Origin of the sequence: Pantoea sp. MQR6 (assembly GCF_022761075.1) — a bacterium.
In the GTDB taxonomy this organism is placed as follows: Bacteria; Pseudomonadota; Gammaproteobacteria; order Enterobacterales; family Enterobacteriaceae; genus Pantoea; species Pantoea phytostimulans.
Window position 1 is genome coordinate 836915 of sequence record NZ_JAKYXB010000001.1, and the last position, 18041, is coordinate 854955.

Below are 18041 nucleotides of genomic sequence, written 5' to 3' on the forward strand. Positions count from 1 at the left end.
GTATCACGCAGAAATGAAACGGGCAGCCAGGCTGCCCGTTTTGCTTACGGTTGATTGGGATCCGGTATCGCTGTGCCCCAGTTGCGCCACGCTTTCGGCGCTTCATCCTGCAACAGGAAGTGTTTATTCGCCGTGGCCTGCGGAGCCAGCGGCACCGTTGGCGGCGTGGCAAACTGAATGCCGCCGCGAATAAACTGCTGGAAAGTCCCCGTTTTCACCACGCCACCGACCAGGCCGAAGTCGAGGTTATAGCCGGAAGCCAGCCAAAACACGGAGTTGTTGCGCACCAGATGTTGATATTTCTTGCTGATGCGCAGAGCGATTTGTACGCGATCGGCCATGTTGCCCAGCGATGTACCGGTCACGGTACCCACTTCTACGCCACGGAACAGCACGGGAGTCCCCAGCGACAACGAGCCCGCTTCAGACGCATCGACATAGATATTCAGACCGTTGAGGTAACGCGAATCGGTGATGGTGCTTTCCTGCAGCTCGAAAATACGTGCGGCATTGCCTTTGCCGGGATCCACGTTAACGTAGGGCTGCAACAAGGTTTCCAGATGATTCACGCCGGTAGCGGAGATCTCTGGAGATACCACCGAGAAGCGGCTACCGTTGCGCGCAAAATCCTGAACGTATTCGGGATAGAGCACCGCTTTTGCAACAACCTGATTGTTGTCTTTACTCAGCGACAACGACTCAACCTGTCCTACATTAATGCCAAGATAACGAATAGGCATGCCAGCAGACAATTTGCTGCCATCATAGGTGTGCAGGGTAATTTGGCTACCCACCGCACGCGCCGCCGTTTCAGAAGGATAAAGCACGCGTTTAGCGCCTTTATTTGAAACTGCGCCACTCATATTATCGAAACTGATCGCACCTTTAAGGGCACGATTAAGTGGCGACGCCTGCACGGTCAACCCGCTGCCGTTGAGCTGGACGCGCGCGCCTCCTTCAGCCCAAAATACGCTTTCATTGGTCAGCAGCTTGCGATATTCAGGCTGGATGTGTACCGCGATTTCAAAAGCATTTGCCCGCGGTGTCACTTTAGTTATTTCACCCACCTGATATTTACGGTAAAGCACCACAGAACCTGCCTGAACGTCCGGCAAGCTGTTCGCCGTTAGCATTAATGTGGTAGACGGGCCATCGCCTGTAATGCCTTCGGCTGCTTTATCTGCATCAGCAAATAGCGGGTAGTTTGCTTTCACATTACCTTGCTTGCCTGGGTCTAAACGGATGCCACCGTCAACCCACTCACGGGCGCTGGCACCGATCACTTGCATACCGTCCAAACCAAATTTCACATCAAGACGACTGTTAACGATAAATTTACTGTCGCCATGTACCAACTGGCGATATTCAGGATTAACGGCAACCACAAAATTAACGCCATTCTCATCCAGACTTCGCGACATCACTTGCCCAATCTGCATGCCGTGCAGCATCAACGGTTGACCGGCGTCGACACCGTAACTTTCTGGTGCGCTTAATTTAACGGTAAGCACGTTCGGTTTTTGCAACAGCGATTCGTTTGCTGGCAGCACGGCAAAATGCTGTTGTGGTTGACCTTCACCGGGAATCAGTTCAAACGTATTGCCGGTTAACAAGCTGCTAAGGCTGGTATCGGTCAGACTAATTTTGGGACTGCGCATTTCAATACGCGTTTCGCTACGCATCAGGCCGACTACCGAAGGATCAATCGTTAATTCGCCGGTGACTTTACCGCCATCTTTCAGATTCAGCTTGGTGAGCGTGCCTACTTCAAGTCCTTGGTACATCAGCGGCGTGCTGCCCGCTTTTAGATTGTTGCCATTTGGCAGATCTAACGAGACGGAAACGCCACGCTGGCTTTGCGCTAAATCGGGATAGAGCTGATAGTTTTGATCGGCTTTGGCGGTTTCAGCACCGTCGGGTGAATCAAACGCAATAGCGCCATTAACCAGCGCTGCCAGGCTCTCAAGCTTCACTTTCGCGCCACTTAAACTGATATCAGCATTGACGCCAGAGACATTCCAGAAACGGCTGGTGGTTTTCACCAAATTATTGAAACGACGATCAATCAGGACATCAATGCTGACGCCATCGGTATCATTATTGATGCTGTAGTCGTAGACCCGTCCTACTGGAATTTTGCGGTAGTAGACCAGCGATCCTGTACTCAGCGCGCCTAAATCGGGTGCATGCAAATGGATCAATAACTCGCCAGTATTAACCCGGTATTTAGGCTGAGTGTCCAGTGCAGTGAAATTTTCGCTGGCTTTGCCTTTGCCTGGCATCATGCCTATGTAATTACCCCCAACCAGCGCATCTAATCCAGAAACCCCCGCCAGCGAAGCTTTCGGCGTGACCAACCAAAATTGCGTATCTTCACGCAGTGCATCGCGCATATCGCTTTTGATGCTGGCCTTGATTTGAATACTGCGATAGTCATCACTCAGATTGATGCCCTGCACGGTGCCCACTTCAACGCCTTGATAACGTATTGGCGTGCGTCCCGGCACGATGCCATCCGCCGTCTGGAAGTTAATTGTGATAGTGGTGCCGCGCTCTTGATAATTTGTCCACAGCAGCCAGCCCGCAATCAACATTGCGATAATCGGCAGCAGCCAAAAAGGCGAAATTTTACGCTTGTTGCGCAGCGTGGCGTTAGTCGGTGTAGTCGGCGTTTCCTGTTGCATGTGCATCCCAGAGCAGGCGGCTGTCTAGCCACTCAACAGACATAATGGTCAGGATCACGGCGGCGCCAAAATATAAAGCGGCCGGTCCCATGGTAAAAGCCAGCAGTTGATCGCGATTGACCAACGACATGGTTAATGAAATGACAAAGAGATCCAGCATTGACCAGCGTCCAACCCAAGTCACTACACGCAGCAAGCGAACGCGCGTTTTCAGGCCTTGTTCACACCGGAAATGAATGCTGAGTAGCAGCGTTAACATCACCAATACTTTGGTAAAAGGCACCAAAATACTGGCAATAAAAACGATGGCGGCGACCGGAATATTGCCGGAGCCTAATGATAAAATACCGGAGAAAATGGTGTCTTCACGCCGCGAACCGTTGAGATAGACCACTGAAATGGGCAGTAAATTGGCGGGAATGAGCAGCACAATGGATGAAATCAGCGCAGCCCAGGATTTTTGCAGGCTGTGACGGCGGCGAAAATCCAGCGGGGTATGACAGCGTGGACAGCGTCCGCGTGCATCGGGGACACCGGTATTGTGGCAATTCAGGCAAACCTGAAGTTTATCACGCGCGGCGTTACCGGGTTTCTGCGGATAAAAGTGGTCCCATAATTGCTCAATATTAAGGTGAATCAGCGTTATTAAGCTTAAAAGCGTCAACGCAATATAGGCCGCTAAGCCATAGCCCAACTCCAGCGTCGCATAATCCTGAACTTTGATAGAGGCAACGGCAATGCCAATCAAATAGATATCCAGCATTACCCACTCTTTGAGCTTTTCAAGCATCAATAAAACGGGGCGCAGATTCATGCCAAGTTTGTGACCGATACCGAGATAGCAAATACCCGCAACGAGCGTGACAGGCGCGCCAATAGTACAGAACGCCACCATAGAAGCTGTTAACACGTCACCTTGTTGCGTCATCTGCACCACGCCTTCCAGTAGGTTGGCATTGATGCGCATGCCGAGCAGGCGAATATCAACCAGCGGCAGGCTAAAAGCGAAAGGCATCAACACAATCATGGTGGCAGCCATCGCCATTAATCGGGTTATGGACCAGTCGTGCCCGCTCATAATTTGCGCATTGCAGCGAGGGCAATATGCAGACTGGTGCGATTTCACATCCGGTAAGGAAAAAAGGGTATCGCATTGCGGGCAACGCTGATAACGTGCGTGAGGCAATGTCTGGCTGATAGCGTGAATTTTCATAGGGTGATGCAAGTTTCGCTCATCGTGTGTGACACAAATCGGTCGTTAAGACGTTGCCGGTGTGCTGGTTTCGGGCATCACGCTTCGATCCACAGAATGCTAAGGTTATAGCAACTAACGCTATGATTCACCTTGTCGCTCTGGATATTTAGTGCTTATTTTTAACGAGCGAACCTAAACTCGCTCAGTTGTCATTGGTAATGGTTAAATAATGAACAAAAATGCCTTTTACGCCGATTTGAATCGCGATATGCGCGCCTTGCTGGCCGGAGAAACGGCCTTTCTTGCCGCGATGGGTAATTTTAGCGCGCTGTTGTATGAGCGTCTCGATGGCGTGAACTGGGCAGGTTTCTACCTGCTAACGGAAGCTGACACCTTAGTGTTGGGGCCGTTTCAGGGCAAGATTGCCTGTGTACGAATCCCTGTAGGCAAAGGGGTTTGTGGAACTGCACTGGCTGAAGACAAAGTGCAACGCGTTGATGATGTGCATGCATTCCCAGGTCATATCGCCTGTGATGCTGCAAGCAACGCGGAAATTGTGATTCCTCTGAAAGTGAATGGCACTCTGGTTGGTGTCCTTGATATCGACAGTGTTGAATACAATCGCTTTGATAGCGATGACGAAGCGGGGTTAGTCACCCTTACTGATGGGCTTTGCGAAGTGCTTGCGGGCAGCGACTTAGAAAAATATCTGCAGCTGACGCGCAGCTAATCGACTGGATCACATGGCATTTAGCGATGTTGTCATTATAATGTCGCCTGTTCATGCCTGCTCTGGTCGGCAAACCCGTTGTAATCAGGAAATTTCATGGAAAATCAACCTAAGTTGAATAGCAGTAAAGAAGTCATTAGCTTTCTGGCGGAGCGCTTTCCGCACTGCTTTAGCGCTGAAGGCGAAGCGCGTCCGCTCAAAATCGGCATCTTTCAGGATCTGGTAGAGCGTGTTCAGGGCGAAATGGGTCTGAGCAAAACTCAGTTACGCTCTGCGCTGCGTCTTTATACCTCTAGCTGGCGTTATCTGTACGGCATTAAAGCCGGTGCAACGCGTGTTGACCTCGACGGTAACGCCTGTGGCGTATTGGACGAGCAGCATGTAGAGCATGCGCGTAAGCAGCTGGAAGACGCCAAAGCGCGTGTTCAGGCGCAGCGTGAGCAGCAGCGTGCCGCCCGCCGTGAAGCGGGTGAAGGTGAAGAGGGCGCAGCAACACGTCGTCCCCGCAAACCTGCACCTCGCAAGCCCGCTGAAGGCGATGCTGCGCGTAAACCGCGTCCGCAAGCTGAGCGTGCGACAGCTTCACAGAATCGCAAACCGGCGCCACGCCCGGAGCAGCCTAAACCCATCACTGACACCTCAACTTTACAACCCGGCCAGAGTATTAAAGTTAAAGCAGGCAAAAGTGCAATGGACGCTACCGTTCTGGAAGTATCGAAAGACGGCGTTCGGGTACAGCTCGCTTCCGGCATGGCAATGATTGTGCGCGCAGAACACTTACAGTTCTGAAACGGAGGCTGACCCCGGCATGAACACCCTTTTTAAAATTGGACTTATTGCGGGCCTGCTGTTGTCAGGCCCTTCCTTTGGTGCGGAGAACATTACCCGCGCCGACCAGATTCCACAGCTACACGAAGATGCGCAAGATCCCACCGTCAGTGAACGTGTTACCTCACGTTTTACGCGTTCACACTATCGTCAGTTCGATCTGAATCAGGATTTTTCAGCGAAAATTTTTGATCGCTACCTGAATATGCTCGATTACAGCCATAACGTGCTGTTGGCGTCCGATATTGCCCAGTTTGCTAGCAAGAAAACCACGTTGGGCGATGAGCTGAGAAGCGGCAAGCTGGACGTATTTTACGATCTCTATAATCTGGCGCAGAAACGCCGCTTTGAGCGCTATCAATATGCGCTGAGCGTGCTGAACCGCCCAATGAATTTCACTGGCAATGACACCATCGACATTGACCGTGCCAAAGCGCCCTGGCCGAAAGATCAGTCTGAGCTGAACGCGCTCTGGGATGCGAAAGTTAAATACGATGAGTTGAGCCTTAAGCTGGCAGGCAAAGACGACAAAGAGATTCGCGAAGTGCTAACCAAGCGCTATAACTTTGCCATTCGTCGCCTGGCCCAAAGTAACAGTGAAGACGTTTTCCAGCTGGCAATGAACTCTTTTGCTCACGAAATCGATCCGCACACGAACTATTTATCGCCACGCAACACTGAACAGTTCAATACCGAAATGAGCCTTTCACTGGAAGGTATCGGCGCGGTGTTGCAAATGGATGATGATTATACCGTCATTAACTCGATGGTCGCAGGTGGACCCGCAGCGAAAAGCAAATCGATTACGGTGGGCGATCGCATTGTAGGTGTCGGCCAACCAGGCAAGCCAATGGAAGATGTTATTGGCTGGCGTCTGGACGATGTCGTCGCAAAAATCAAAGGTCCGAAAGGCAGTAAAGTTCGCCTTGAAGTGTTACCCGCCGGTAAGGGCACCAAAACCCGCACTGTTACGCTGACGCGCGAAAAAATTCGTCTTGAAGATCGTGCTGTGAAGATGTCGGTGCATAACGTCGGTAAAGAAAAAGTGGGCGTGCTGGATATTCCAGGCTTCTACGTTGGCCTGACTGATGACGTTAAAGTGCAACTGCAAAAACTTCAGAAGCAGAATGTCGACAGTATCGTTATTGACCTGCGTACCAACGGTGGCGGGGCCTTGACGGAAGCCGTTTCATTGTCCGGTTTGTTTATTCCAAGCGGCCCGGTTGTGCAGGTGCGTGACAATAACGGTCGCGTACGTGAAGACAGCGACAACGACGGCGTTGTTTATTATAAAGGCCCATTGGTTGTACTGGTTGATCGCTTCAGTGCTTCCGCTTCTGAGATCTTTGCTGCAGCTATGCAGGATTACGGCCGCGCGCTGATCGTCGGTGAGCCGACCTTCGGTAAAGGCACCGTTCAGCAGTATCGCTCGCTGAACCGTATTTATGATCAAATGTTGCGTCCAGAATGGCCAGCGCTGGGTTCAGTGCAGTACACCATTCAGAAGTTCTATCGCATCAATGGCGGAAGTACGCAGCGCAAAGGTGTGACGCCTGATCTGCTGATGCCAACCGGCGTAGAAGCGGCGGAAACCGGCGAGAAATTTGAAGACAACGCATTACCGTGGGATAGCATTAATGCAGCAACCTACGTTAAATCTGGCGATGTTAAGCCGCTGGTTCCGCAATTAACGAAAGATCACGCTGATCGTATCGCTCAGGATCGTGAATTCCAGTACATCATGAAGGATATTGCGCGTTTCAATGCGATGAAGGAGAAACGCAATAGGGTCTCCCTCAATCTTGCTCAACGTGAGAAAGAGAACCATGAAGAAGATGCGTTACGTCTGGAACGAATCAATGCGCGTTATCAGGCTGAAGGCAAGAAACTGCTGAAGAACCTGGACGATTTGCCGAAAGATTACAAAGAGCCCGATCCTTATCTGGACGAGACGGTAAATATTGCCAACGATCTCGCGAAGATGGATAAGGCCCAGCCAGAAGCACAAGCGGCTAGCGCGAAGTAGCCTCTAAGCGTTAATAAAAGCACCGCCTGGCGGTGCTTTTTTTTGTCTGCGATTTGGTATTTTCGGTCACTAATTAGCGTGGCTAAACGAGATGAAATTTTGCGCAGCGGGCAAAACAAGAGTAAATGTAAAGTTATGTCTTTTTAGGCACTTAAACATTAAGGTTGCTTGAAAACCCGCGCAATGCTCATAGGATATGTATCCGCGCATATGCGCGTGAACCACTGAGGAAGATTAACAAATATGATGCGTATTGCTCTTTTCCTGATGACCAACCTGGCTGTGATGTTGGTATTCGGGCTGATTCTCAGCCTGACAGGGATCCAGTCAAGCAGTGTTCAAGGCCTGATGATTATGGCAGGTCTGTTTGGCTTCGGCGGTGCGTTTGTTTCACTGCTGATGTCGAAGTGGATGGCGTTGCGCTCGGTCGGCGGTGAAGTGATTGAACAACCACGCAATGAAACAGAGCGTTGGTTGGTTGATACTATTGGTCGCCAGGCGCAGCAGGCAGGTATTAAGATGCCGCAAGTCGCGATCTATCATGCACCGGATATCAACGCCTTTGCTACCGGCGCACGTCGTGATGCGTCGTTGGTGGCGGTTTCAACCGGTTTACTGCAAAACATGAGCCGTGATGAAGCAGAAGCGGTACTGGCACACGAAGTGTCGCATATTGCCAATGGCGATATGATCACCATGACGCTGATCCAAGGCGTGGTGAACACCTTCGTGATCTTTATTTCACGTATTCTGGCGCAAATCGCGTCTGGCTTTATGTCAGGCAATCGTGACGGAGAAGAGAACAGCAACGGGAATCCGCTGGTCTATTTTGCGGTCGCAACTGTGCTGGAACTGGTGTTTGGCATTCTTGCCAGCATCATTACCATGTGGTTCTCTCGTCATCGTGAATTCCACGCGGATGCGGGCTCGGCCAAACTTGTCGGTCGTGAAAAGATGATTGCTGCACTGCAACGCCTGAAAACCAGCTACGAACCGCAGGAGCCAAGCAGCATGATGGCTTTCTGCATCAACGGTAAAGGCAAGTCGTTCAGTGAGTTGTTTATGTCTCACCCGCCGTTGGACAAACGCATTGAAGCGTTACGTAGCGGTCAATATCTGAAGTAATTCGCACTAAATGAAAAGGCGACGGAAACGTCGCCTTTTTTGTGCCTGACGATCAGCGGGTCGCGCGGTCTTGTGTCATGCGCGACAGGCTAATGATTGCCGCTATGCTGGAAAATGCCCCTGCCAACAGCAGCGATGCATGAGTGCCATTATCACCAAACAGGTTAAATAACAGTGCAACCAAGGCCGCTCCCATGCTTTGGCCTAATAATCGTGCCGTGCCCAGCATGCCACTGGCACCGCCGCTGCGATTACCTGGAGCCGAAGTGATAATCGTATGATTATTTGGCGATTGAAACAGACCGAAACCTGCCCCGCACAGCACCATGCGCCAGATGATATCCCAGTCCTGCGGTTGTGAAGGCAACATTGCCAGCAAGAACAAACCCGCCGCGAACACCGCCAAACCAATTCCACCCAATAAGCCTGCATGAAAGCGTTCAATCAAACGCCCCGCAATAGGCGCTAATACCATTGTTGCCAGCGGCCACGGCGTCAACAGCAAGCCCGTTGCCACTTCATCCCGGCCTAAAACGTTTTGTAGGAAAAAGGGCAGTGAAACCATTGCCAACATCTGGGCGCAAAAAGAGCAGACTGACGTGCCCAGCGACAGGCTAAAGATCGGAATGCGCAGCAGATCAACCGGCAGCAACGGTATCGGCATACTCAGTTGGCGACGGATAAAAAACCAGCCGACAATGATCAACGCGATAACTTCGCCAGCCACCAGCAGATGACTCAGTCCCTGCGAAAAGCCGCTTAACGCTGAAATCAGCAGTCCAAAGAACAACGCATTCATGATGGCGCTGGGAATATCGAATTTCTGTGATTTGGTTTTTTGCGTGTTGTCCGGTAAATAACGCAGGGCGAACCACAGCGCAATCAAGCCAAGCGGAATGTTAATCAGGAACAGCCATTTCCAGCTTGCCACCGAAAGTATGGCTGCGGCTACGGTCGGGCCTGCGGCCGTCGAAACTGCCACGATCAGCGAATTGATCGCCATGCCGCGTCCCAGATAGCGCTGAGGATAGATGATGCGTATCAGCGCCGTGTTCACGCTCATTAATGCAGCACCACCAAACCCTTGCAGTACGCGAGCAAAGGTTAACATCGTCAACGAAGAGGAGAGGGCGCAAAACAGCGAAGTGGCGATAAACATCGCCAGGCCAACCTGATAAACGCGCCGATAACCCAGCATATCACCCAAAAATGAGAGCGACAGCAGCGAAACGATGATTGCGATTTGATAGGCATTCACAATCCACACGGATTCAGCCGGGCTGGCATTCAGCTCGCGGGAAATCGTGGGCAAAGCCACATTTGCAATCGCGCCATCCAGCACCGCCATAGTAATGCCTAAGGCGATAGTGAGAATGGCACCATAACGTTGCGGAACCGGTAATCCGTCTTGAGCAAGGGAAGGAGACATAGAGCTGAGTAGCGCCAATAAGTAAAGTAGGTGAATATCATCATGCTAATGAATTCACAGAGCAAAAGCATCGCGTTTACGCATAAATTTTATCTTAAAATATGTCTTGTGACGTAAACGATTGCCGTCGTGCCGGGCATAACTCTATACTGGTCCCTCGTTCCGTTTTTTTTGAAACATATTTAGAAAGGTGCAAGATGTCCTTAGCTGATAACGACAAACAGCCCGATTCGGTCTCCTCGGTACTGAAAGTGTTTGGCATTTTGCAGGCGCTCGGCGAAGAACGCGATCACGGTATTACAGAACTCGCGCAGCGCGTGATGATGTCAAAAAGCACCGTGTACCGCTTCCTCCAAACCATGAAGTCACTCGGTTACGTTACGCAGGAAGGTGAAAGTGAAAAATATTCGCTGACGCTTAAACTGTTCGAGCTGGGAGCCAAAGCGTTGCAAAACGTTGATCTGATCCGCAGTGCTGACGTGCAGATGCGTGAGCTGTCGCGGCTGACGAAAGAGACCATTCATCTCGGTGCGTTGGAAGAAGACAGCATTGTCTACATCCATAAAATCGACTCGCTGTACAACCTGCGTATGTACTCACGCATCGGCCGCCGTAATCCTTTGCATACCACCGCCATTGGCAAAGTGTTATTGGCATGGCGCGATCGCAGTGAAGTAAAAGAGATTTTGAGCGAAGTTGAGTTTAAACGCAGTACGGCCAACACGTTGGTCAGTGCGGAATCTTTGCTTGAGGTTCTGGACCAGGTAAAAGTTCAGGGTTTCGGTGAGGACAATGAAGAGCAGGAAGAGGGTTTACGCTGCATTGCGGTGCCGGTGTTCGATCGTTTTGGCGTCGTGATTGCCGGGCTAAGTATCTCTTTCCCAACGATTCGCTTTTCTGAAGATGCAAAACAGGATTATGTGGCGATGCTGCATCGGGCGGCACGCACGCTTTCTTCTGAAATGGGATATCATCAGTACACATTCTAAAAAAGCGGGCTGATTAGCCCGCTTTTTTAATCAATTATCAACCACTTCACCACTTTTCTTCAGTAGCGGGCAATCTGTAACGCCAACCACACCGCTGTCGGTATGCAGATATTGTGCGGTAATCACGCCACGCGCAGTCAGGTAACTACACTGCAATCCCAGCCCGGCAGCGTTTTTATTACTGCCTGTCAATACACCGTAGCCGGTGAGAAGCATTGCCATCCAGATAACGCCGATCACCACGATCGCCCGAATAAAAAGTTTCATTTTGTCTCCTTGTGATACATAACGCAGCTATCCGCTTATTGCTGCTACTCGTGATAATAACAGCATGCCTCGCTTTTCTCGCTGAATCGATCAGAGATAACTGAAACGGGAAAATCTGCATTGCAGCCGTACCCATTACCATTTGGCCTTGCTACAGGTAGAATGCGCGGTTGAACTGTTCTTTAGCATAAGCAAGGGTAAGACGAGGCCGTTATGAATGATTTAGCCGCAAATTCGGGTCCACTGGTCAGTTATGGCGTATGGATTATTATCCTGATCGTGGCGTTTATCGCCTGGTTTTTCATCAATCGGGCCAGCGTACGTGCCGGTGAGCAGATTGAGCTGTTGCAATCTCTGCTGGAAGAACAAAAAAAGCAAAACACCTTGTTGCGTCGTTTAGTCGATGCTCAACCGGGCGCCGAAGAAAAGAAACATGGGGAAGAACAGGATAAGCGAGATTTTATTCGTCTGATTCCAGAACGTTAATCATTAATGGAGGCTGGATGGCTTGGAAAAATCCCTGGTTTGATGGAAGTAAACCGCACCATACACCTGAAGGCTTTCGCAATCTCGAACCTGATTTGCGCCAGAGCGGTGATTTAAAACGCTGGCGCAAAGAACGCAAAGAACAAGGCCTGCCGCATCCGCCGAAGGCGGGTTATCCCGCTTTTATTGAGCATTGGTGTCATCCCGCAGATTTAAGCGGAGAAGACGATCGCGTTTGGTGGCTGGGTCATGCCGCGTTGTTGCTGCGTCTGAATAAGCACTACATCTTAATCGATCCCGCGTTGTCGAAGCGCGCATCACCTTTTGCTTTTGCCGGGCCGCAGCGGAAAACGCCGTCGCCGCTCGATATCCACCATTTGCCTCGGCTTGATTACGTCTTAATTTCGCATAATCACTACGATCACCTTGATAAACCTACGGTGAAACGTATTGCGCGCCGCTTTCCACAAGCCAGATTTATTGTTCCGCTGGGATTAGCGCGTTGGTGCCATCAGCATGGTTTACGTCATGTCCATCAACTGGACTGGTGGCAGCATATCGAGTTTGCCGGTATCCGCATTGATGCTGTTCCCGCGCGCCACTGGAGCATGCGAACAGTGTATGACCGAAATCGCTCATTATGGTGTGGATGGGTAATCAGAACGCCAACCCTGCGTTTTTGGTTTTCAGGAGACAGCGGATATTCTGAAAAACTGCCTGAGATAGCCAAACGGCTGGGGCCTTTTAATCTTGCAGCGTTGCCTGTGGGTGCTTACGCACCAAAATGGTTCATGGGGGGGCAACACATGGACCCTGATCAGTCTGTGTCACTGTGGCGTGCCATCGGAAAACCTTTGACCATTCCCATTCACTGGGGCGTGTTTGAGTTAGCTGATGAATCACTGGATGAACCACCCGCAGAGCTCATGCGCGCCCTACAAAGTGCAGGAGAAGATAACACCCGTTTTTCAGCATGGCGAATAGGGGAAAGTCGGGGGCTGGAGTATATCGACCAGGATAAATCCTAAAGCATCAAAATTAAATCGTGTGCAATTTAATTTTGTTCAATATCAATTTTTCACACATTTAGAAAAAATGGTAATAAACAATAGGTGCGCAATTGCTTTTAATTGGGGCAGCTGTAAATCCTCTTTCCTGATTTTGGTGCAATATCATATTAAAAATGTACGGATTAAATAGCGTTGTACAAGATTAACGCTTCGCTTATTCGCAACTCACTTGTAAGTCAGTTTAATTTAACTTTAGCATTGCCATATTAATGAAATATAGTTTTCTTAAGGTTATCCATTGGTTTAGCGCGCTTTAGTTTTGTTCGTGAAGCGTTGGTATCAGCGTTAACTGGCTCTGATGAATAGTGACTATCCTAATTTTCAATAAACGCTGACTCTGTTTTGTACCAAGATGGACAAAGTCTGCGAGCTGTTTGGCAATTATGTGTTAAGCATCAATTGTCGATTAAAAATGGCTTGCCATTAATTTACAGATATGTGATAACAATTCGTAGGTTAACGAGGTACAGTCCTGTTTATGTATGGCATCTTCAGTAAAGAAGTTACGAGTAAAGACGTTGACGTTGAATACCGCTTCCTTGCCGAACCTTAATAAGTGCCTCATTCAGTAATGTCTCTGGTTTCTCTGTAGGTCAGCCTTCGGGCAAAATAAACATTCTAAGGAATTTGCAAAATGGCAAAGATTAAAGGTCAGGTTAAGTGGTTCAACGAGTCTAAAGGTTTTGGCTTCATTACTCCTGCTGACGGCAGCAAAGATGTGTTCGTACACTTCTCTGCTATCCAGGGCAATGGTTTCAAAACCCTGGCTGAAGGCCAGAGCGTTGAGTTCGAAATTCAGGACGGCCAGAAAGGCCCAGCTGCAGTTAACGTAACTGCTATCTAATTTCGTCCACAGACCTGGTGCTTTGCACCGCTGACACGAATCTTAAAGCCCTGACCAATTGGTCGGGGCTTTCTTTTGCTTTCGATGCAGCAGGGTTCAGAGTACACTTCGGCGCGTTATTTTTTTTCCGGAGTGCTTCATGTCGTTGATTTGCCCGCTTTGTCATCTTCCTCTTTTGCTTAACGATCGCAGCTGGCACTGTGAGAATCGTCATCAATTTGATCAGGCAAAAGAGGGCTACGTCAATTTGCTGCCCGTTCAGCATAAAGGGTCGCGCGAACCCGGTGACAGCGCAGAAATGATGCAGGCGCGGCGCGAATTTCTTCAGGCTGGGCATTATCAACCACTACGCGAGCGTGTCGTTGAACTGCTCGCCGGGCATCTTGGTCAGACAAGTGTGCAATTGCTGGATATCGGTTGTGGCGAAGGGTATTACACCGCAGCCATGGCCGCGCATTTCACCGGGCAGGTTTATGGGCTTGATGTAGCGAAAATGGCGATTCGCCTCGCTGCTAAACGCTATCGGGATATCCTGTTCTGCGTTGCGTCCAGTCAGCGATTGCCTTTTGCGGATGCTTCACTCGATGGCATTGTCAGAATTTATGCCCCCTGCAATGAAACTGAGCTGGCACGAGTGATAAAACCGGGCGGCGTTATCCTTACAGTGACGCCAGGCGCGCACCATTTACAGCAACTTAAAGCGCTGATTTATCGAGAAGTACAATTGCATACGCCAGAAGAAAAAGTCTATGCAGGTTTTGAGCAAGCAGCGCAACATTCGCTGCGCTACAGCATGACCTTGAGCGGTGGCGATGCGGCGAAACTTTTACAAATGACGCCGTTTGCCTGGCGTGCGCGGGAAGAGGTTTGGCAAACCCTGCAACAAACCAACACTTTTGAGTGTGATGCCGATTTCACGTTGACGCTCTGGCGCCGAGATTAACGCGCTTCAACTAACGTCTGATAGATGCGTTCCAGATCGTCGAGTTGCTGCACAGCGATTAACAAGCGGCGCTGCTCCAGTTGCATAACCAGAATGCCATCTTCGGAAAGATTGATGCTTTGAATGCGGGTGTAATCAATCCACACGCCCGCGTAAAACAGCCCCTGATTTTTCATGAGCAGTTTCGGCTTACGCAGCCAAAACAACCAAAATGCCAGAAAGCACAACACCAACAGCAGTGTGGTTGTTTGTTGCGGGCCTTGGTGTGAAACATTATTCCACAGCAGAATGAGCAGTAGGCCGATAAAAATCAGGCTGTCTATTTTGTGTCGACGGCGTAAGGAAACGCGCAACAGAGTAGGGCCACGTCGACGCGGTAAAACAGCTTCATCATAAACAGCGAAGATCAGCAGTGCAGCAATACAGAGCACGATGATAGCGTCGGTCAGTGACATTATTCTTCCTCAAACGAAATTATCTCAACCGCTCAGGCTCAGATAAGTACGCTAAAAAATCGGGAGCTAACGCTCCCGACATTTCACATTTACAGACCTAAAAAGCCGATCCAGTAACCAAAAATACCAAGGGCAAAGAAGCCAACGATGATCCACAGCGCATTGACCTTGCGGCGTAACAGCCACATGCAGCCGAACGTCAACAGCAATGGCACCACGCCAGGCATCAGCTGATCAAGGATGGATTGCACCGTCGTTACCGTGGTTTTCCCGGTCTGATCGGTGATACGTGATACCACCAACGGGATATTCACGTGCGTCCACTTGTTTACCAACGCGCCCATGACAAACAGGCCAAGAATCGACGCGCCCTCCGTCAGTTTTTGCAGGAAGCCGCCGCCCATATCGCTGACAATATCAATCCCTTTGCGATAACCGTATGCCACACCGTAGTAACGCGTAAGCAAGCGGGCAACGTTGAACAGGATAAAGAACAGTAAGGGCCCCAGCAGGCTGCCGCTCATGGCGATTCCCGCGCCCAAGGCGGCAAACACCGGACGTACAGTACCCCAGAAAATAGGATCGCCTACGCCTGCCAAGGGTCCCATTAATCCAACTTTGAGACCGTTAATTGCGCCATCATCAATGGCTGCACCGTTAGCACGCTGCTCTTCCATTGCCATGGTAACGCCTAACACTGGCGCTGCCACGTAAGGATGGGTATTAAAGAACTCAAGGTGACGCTTAATTGCCTGTTTGCGATCGTCATTGTTCTCAGGATAGAGACGACGAATGACCGGCACCATTGAAAAACAGAATCCCAACGCCTGCATGCGTTCAAAGTTCCATGAACCCTGAAACAGGTTTGAACGCAGGAATACCGCACGTACATCGCCTGGCGTCAGCTTCTTCTCAACCTTTGTGATATCTACCATGTTGTCACCTGTTCCTTAATCAAGTTCGTTGTCGAGGTCATTAGCTGACGGACCTGCGGCAGGCGCACCGGCCACGCGGTTATATTTAGGACTAAGCTGGATATACAGCACCGCCATCACAACGCCAATCACGCCCAGCGCGACCAGGTTGAAGTTGGTGAAAGCCGCAGTAACGAAACCCAGATAGAAGAACGGCATCAGGTAGCCTGCGCGCATCATATTAATGACCATCGCATAACCTACGACCACGATCATGCCACCGGCGATGTTCAAGCCGTTGGTGACCACTTCAGGGATGGAGCTGAGTAATGCATGAACCGCACTGGTGCCGACTGAAATCGCCACGATCAACGCAGGAATGGCAATACGCATCGCTTGTAACAGCAAGGCCGAGACGTGGATCCACGATATAGCGGTGAGGTTACCTTTCTCTGCTGCTTTATCAGCAGCATGTTGAAAGGCTACGGTAAGAGTACGAACAATAATCGTCAGAACTTGTCCAGCAGCCGCTAGCGGAATGGCCAATGCGATACCCGCACCCACGCTTTGACCACCGGCAATAACCAGTATGGTGGAGATAATTGAGGCGAGGGCGGCGTCAGGCGCTACGGCGGCCCCAATGTTCATCCAACCCAGTGCAATCATCTCCAGCGTACCGCCGATAATGATCCCGGTTTTCATATCGCCCAGCACGGCACCAATCAAAGTACAAGCCACCAGCGGACGGTGAAACTGAAACTCATCAAGAATGGACCCCATACCGGCAATACAGGCGACGATAAATATTAAAACAATTTGTAGTGCGGATATTTCCATCATACTTCTTGTCCTCAGCAGGATAGCGAAATTGAGCCTACTCGCGCAGGCGCATGTGGCTGCAAATTACGCGTTAACCTTCGCAATGAGATCCATCATTTTCAGTTTCGGGTCGTTGGAGACTTTGCGCACTTCCAGCTCAATGTTGCGTTCATTTAATTTGCGGAAAGCGGTGATATCTTGCTCATCGACCGATACCGCGTTATTCACTTGTGTTTTGCCCTGGCGAAATGCCATGCCGCCGATATTAACGGTTTTAATATCGACCCCTTGTTCAACGACACGCAGTACATCGGTAGGATTGGTAAACAGCAGCATCACGCGGTCACGTCCATATTTCGGGTTGTTCCAGACGCGAACCATTTTGTCGACATCAACGACGTGTGCCGTTACGCCGGGCGGCGCAACCTGAGTCAGCAGCGTTTTACGCACATGATCCTTGGCGACTTCATCACTTACGACGATGATGCGGTTAACGTTAGTCTCTTTTGTCCAGCGGGTAGCAACCTGGCCATGAATCAATCGGTCATCGATGCGTGTCAGACCAATCTTCATATGGTCACCGGGTGCCATAGGTTGTTGTGGTTGTGCTGCAGCGGGAGCGGCCTTAGCGGGAGCAGGTTCTTCCTCTTTGGCTTTAAGCGCTTTTACGCCTTCACGTCCCGTTTCCACGGCGATGGCAACCAGTTCATCAAAACCCGGATCGTCATCGCGCGCCATTAGCGTTTCCACTAACATGGGAATGTTTACCCCAGCCACGACGTCATGATTCTCTTTATCAACTACCACGCGGCTGGCCGCGTTAAAAGGGCTGCCGCCCCAGGTATCCACTAAAAATAACACGCCTTTTGCGGTATCCAGCTCTGCAAGACGTGCCTGATATTTCTCGATAAGCGTTTCTGCATTTTCACCGGGCACGAAGTCGATCCATCCGACGTTCTCCTGCTCACCCAACAGCATTTCTGCTGTTTTAAGCAATTGTTCGGCTGCCCAGCCGTGTGTACCAATTACAATAGCAATGGTCACGTGCTACCTCCGTTCGCTAGAGAGGTTCATCTGAAGTGAATGAACCGTTAAGAGTTATCGCTTCGGTTACATCAAACTAGGTGTAGCCTGATCATTTGGATACGTTTGAAAATTCATCAGTTAACGGTGTTCGGGCTAGAAGTTCGCGATTTATTTTAGTGATCGAAAAAATAAATTATGTGATGTTTGTCAG

17 protein-coding genes and 1 pseudogene are annotated in these 18041 nt (G+C 50.2%); 10 read left to right on the forward strand and 8 right to left on the reverse strand.

Translation table 11 applies throughout. The features are described 5' to 3' along the window. Positions 1-44: 44 nt before the first annotated feature. Positions 45-2684 carry a PqiB family protein gene (locus MUG06_RS03840; RefSeq protein ID WP_243077783.1) on the reverse strand — a complete coding sequence of 880 codons (2640 nt, stop codon included), beginning with the start codon at positions 2682-2684 and terminating at the stop codon, positions 45-47. Beyond that, positions 2653-3897, reverse strand: coding sequence for a membrane integrity lipid transport subunit YebS (gene yebS, locus MUG06_RS03845; protein ID WP_243077784.1), 1245 nt, complete (start codon positions 3895-3897; stop codon positions 2653-2655). The genes MUG06_RS03840 and yebS overlap by 32 nt, the downstream gene beginning before the upstream one ends. Before the next feature lie 211 nt (positions 3898-4108). Between yebS and MUG06_RS03850 the strand changes: the two genes are divergently transcribed. The 4 genes from MUG06_RS03850 to htpX all read left to right on the forward strand — a co-directional run bounded on the left by MUG06_RS03850 (position 4109) and on the right by htpX (position 8588). Next, positions 4109-4609, forward strand: coding sequence for a GAF domain-containing protein (locus MUG06_RS03850; RefSeq protein ID WP_243077785.1), 501 nt, complete (start codon positions 4109-4111; stop codon positions 4607-4609). 96 nt (positions 4610-4705) lie between these two features. Further along, entirely contained in the window at positions 4706-5398 is a 693-nt protein-coding gene (gene proQ / locus MUG06_RS03855; RefSeq protein ID WP_243077786.1) for an RNA chaperone ProQ, read from the forward strand. 19 nt (positions 5399-5417) lie between these two features. Beyond that, positions 5418-7463 (forward strand): carboxy terminal-processing peptidase, encoded by a 2046-nt coding sequence (gene prc / locus MUG06_RS03860; RefSeq protein ID WP_243077787.1) that lies wholly within the window; start codon positions 5418-5420, stop codon positions 7461-7463. A gap of 243 nt (positions 7464-7706) precedes the next feature. Next, positions 7707-8588 (forward strand): protease HtpX, encoded by an 882-nt coding sequence (htpX, locus tag MUG06_RS03865; protein ID WP_215846625.1) that lies wholly within the window; start codon positions 7707-7709, stop codon positions 8586-8588. Between the two features lie 52 nt (positions 8589-8640). On the opposite strand, the gene MUG06_RS03870 is transcribed toward htpX, so the two are convergent. Continuing rightward, positions 8641-10017, reverse strand: coding sequence for an MFS transporter (locus MUG06_RS03870; protein ID WP_243077788.1), 1377 nt, complete (start codon positions 10015-10017; stop codon positions 8641-8643). A gap of 197 nt (positions 10018-10214) precedes the next feature. Here MUG06_RS03870 and kdgR point away from each other — a divergent pair, with 197 nt between their 5' ends. Continuing rightward, positions 10215-11006, forward strand: coding sequence for a DNA-binding transcriptional regulator KdgR (kdgR, locus tag MUG06_RS03875; RefSeq protein ID WP_215846626.1), 792 nt, complete (start codon positions 10215-10217; stop codon positions 11004-11006). 30 nt (positions 11007-11036) lie between these two features. Here kdgR and MUG06_RS03880 read toward each other — a convergent pair whose 3' ends face one another. Next, entirely contained in the window at positions 11037-11273 is a 237-nt protein-coding gene (locus MUG06_RS03880) for a YobH family protein (protein ID WP_215846627.1), read from the reverse strand. A gap of 213 nt (positions 11274-11486) precedes the next feature. On the opposite strand from MUG06_RS03880, the gene MUG06_RS03885 reads away from it, so the two are divergent. From MUG06_RS03885 to rlmA, 5 genes and pseudogenes are all read left to right on the forward strand, one after another. Next, positions 11487-11759, forward strand: coding sequence for a YebO family protein (locus tag MUG06_RS03885; RefSeq protein ID WP_215846628.1), 273 nt, complete (start codon positions 11487-11489; stop codon positions 11757-11759). A 17-nt stretch (positions 11760-11776) separates the two neighbouring features. Then, a complete protein-coding gene (locus MUG06_RS03890; protein WP_243077789.1) occupies positions 11777-12787 on the forward strand; it encodes an MBL fold metallo-hydrolase in 1011 nt (336 codons plus the stop codon). Positions 12788-13307: 520 nt separating this feature from the next. Then, a pseudogene (locus MUG06_RS03895) lies at positions 13308-13477 on the forward strand (DUF2627 domain-containing protein). Then, positions 13464-13673, forward strand: coding sequence for a transcription antiterminator/RNA stability regulator CspE (gene cspE, locus MUG06_RS03900; RefSeq protein WP_003852684.1), 210 nt, complete (start codon positions 13464-13466; stop codon positions 13671-13673). The pseudogene MUG06_RS03895 and the gene cspE overlap by 14 nt, the downstream one beginning before the upstream one ends. Before the next feature lie 139 nt (positions 13674-13812). Then, positions 13813-14616, forward strand: coding sequence for a 23S rRNA (guanine(745)-N(1))-methyltransferase (gene rlmA / locus MUG06_RS03905; protein WP_243077790.1), 804 nt, complete (start codon positions 13813-13815; stop codon positions 14614-14616). Here rlmA and MUG06_RS03910 read toward each other — a convergent pair. The 4 genes from MUG06_RS03910 to manX all read right to left on the reverse strand — a co-directional run bounded on the left by MUG06_RS03910 (position 14613) and on the right by manX (position 17848). After that, positions 14613-15071 (reverse strand): DUF986 family protein, encoded by a 459-nt coding sequence (locus MUG06_RS03910; RefSeq protein ID WP_215846630.1) that lies wholly within the window; start codon positions 15069-15071, stop codon positions 14613-14615. The genes rlmA and MUG06_RS03910 overlap by 4 nt on opposite strands. Before the next feature lie 89 nt (positions 15072-15160). Next, the gene (locus tag MUG06_RS03915) at positions 15161-16006 is read right to left on the reverse strand and encodes a PTS mannose transporter subunit IID (RefSeq protein ID WP_243077791.1); all 846 of its coding nucleotides are present in this window, start codon (positions 16004-16006) and stop codon (positions 15161-15163) included. Between the two features lie 15 nt (positions 16007-16021). Beyond that, positions 16022-16822: a PTS mannose/fructose/sorbose transporter subunit IIC gene (locus MUG06_RS03920; protein WP_215848266.1), complete on the reverse strand. Its 801-nt coding sequence runs from the start codon at positions 16820-16822 to the stop codon at positions 16022-16024. Between the two features lie 66 nt (positions 16823-16888). Then, positions 16889-17848 carry a PTS mannose transporter subunit IIAB gene (gene manX, locus MUG06_RS03925; RefSeq protein WP_243077792.1) on the reverse strand — a complete coding sequence of 320 codons (960 nt, stop codon included), beginning with the start codon at positions 17846-17848 and terminating at the stop codon, positions 16889-16891. Positions 17849-18041 lie beyond the last annotated feature (193 nt).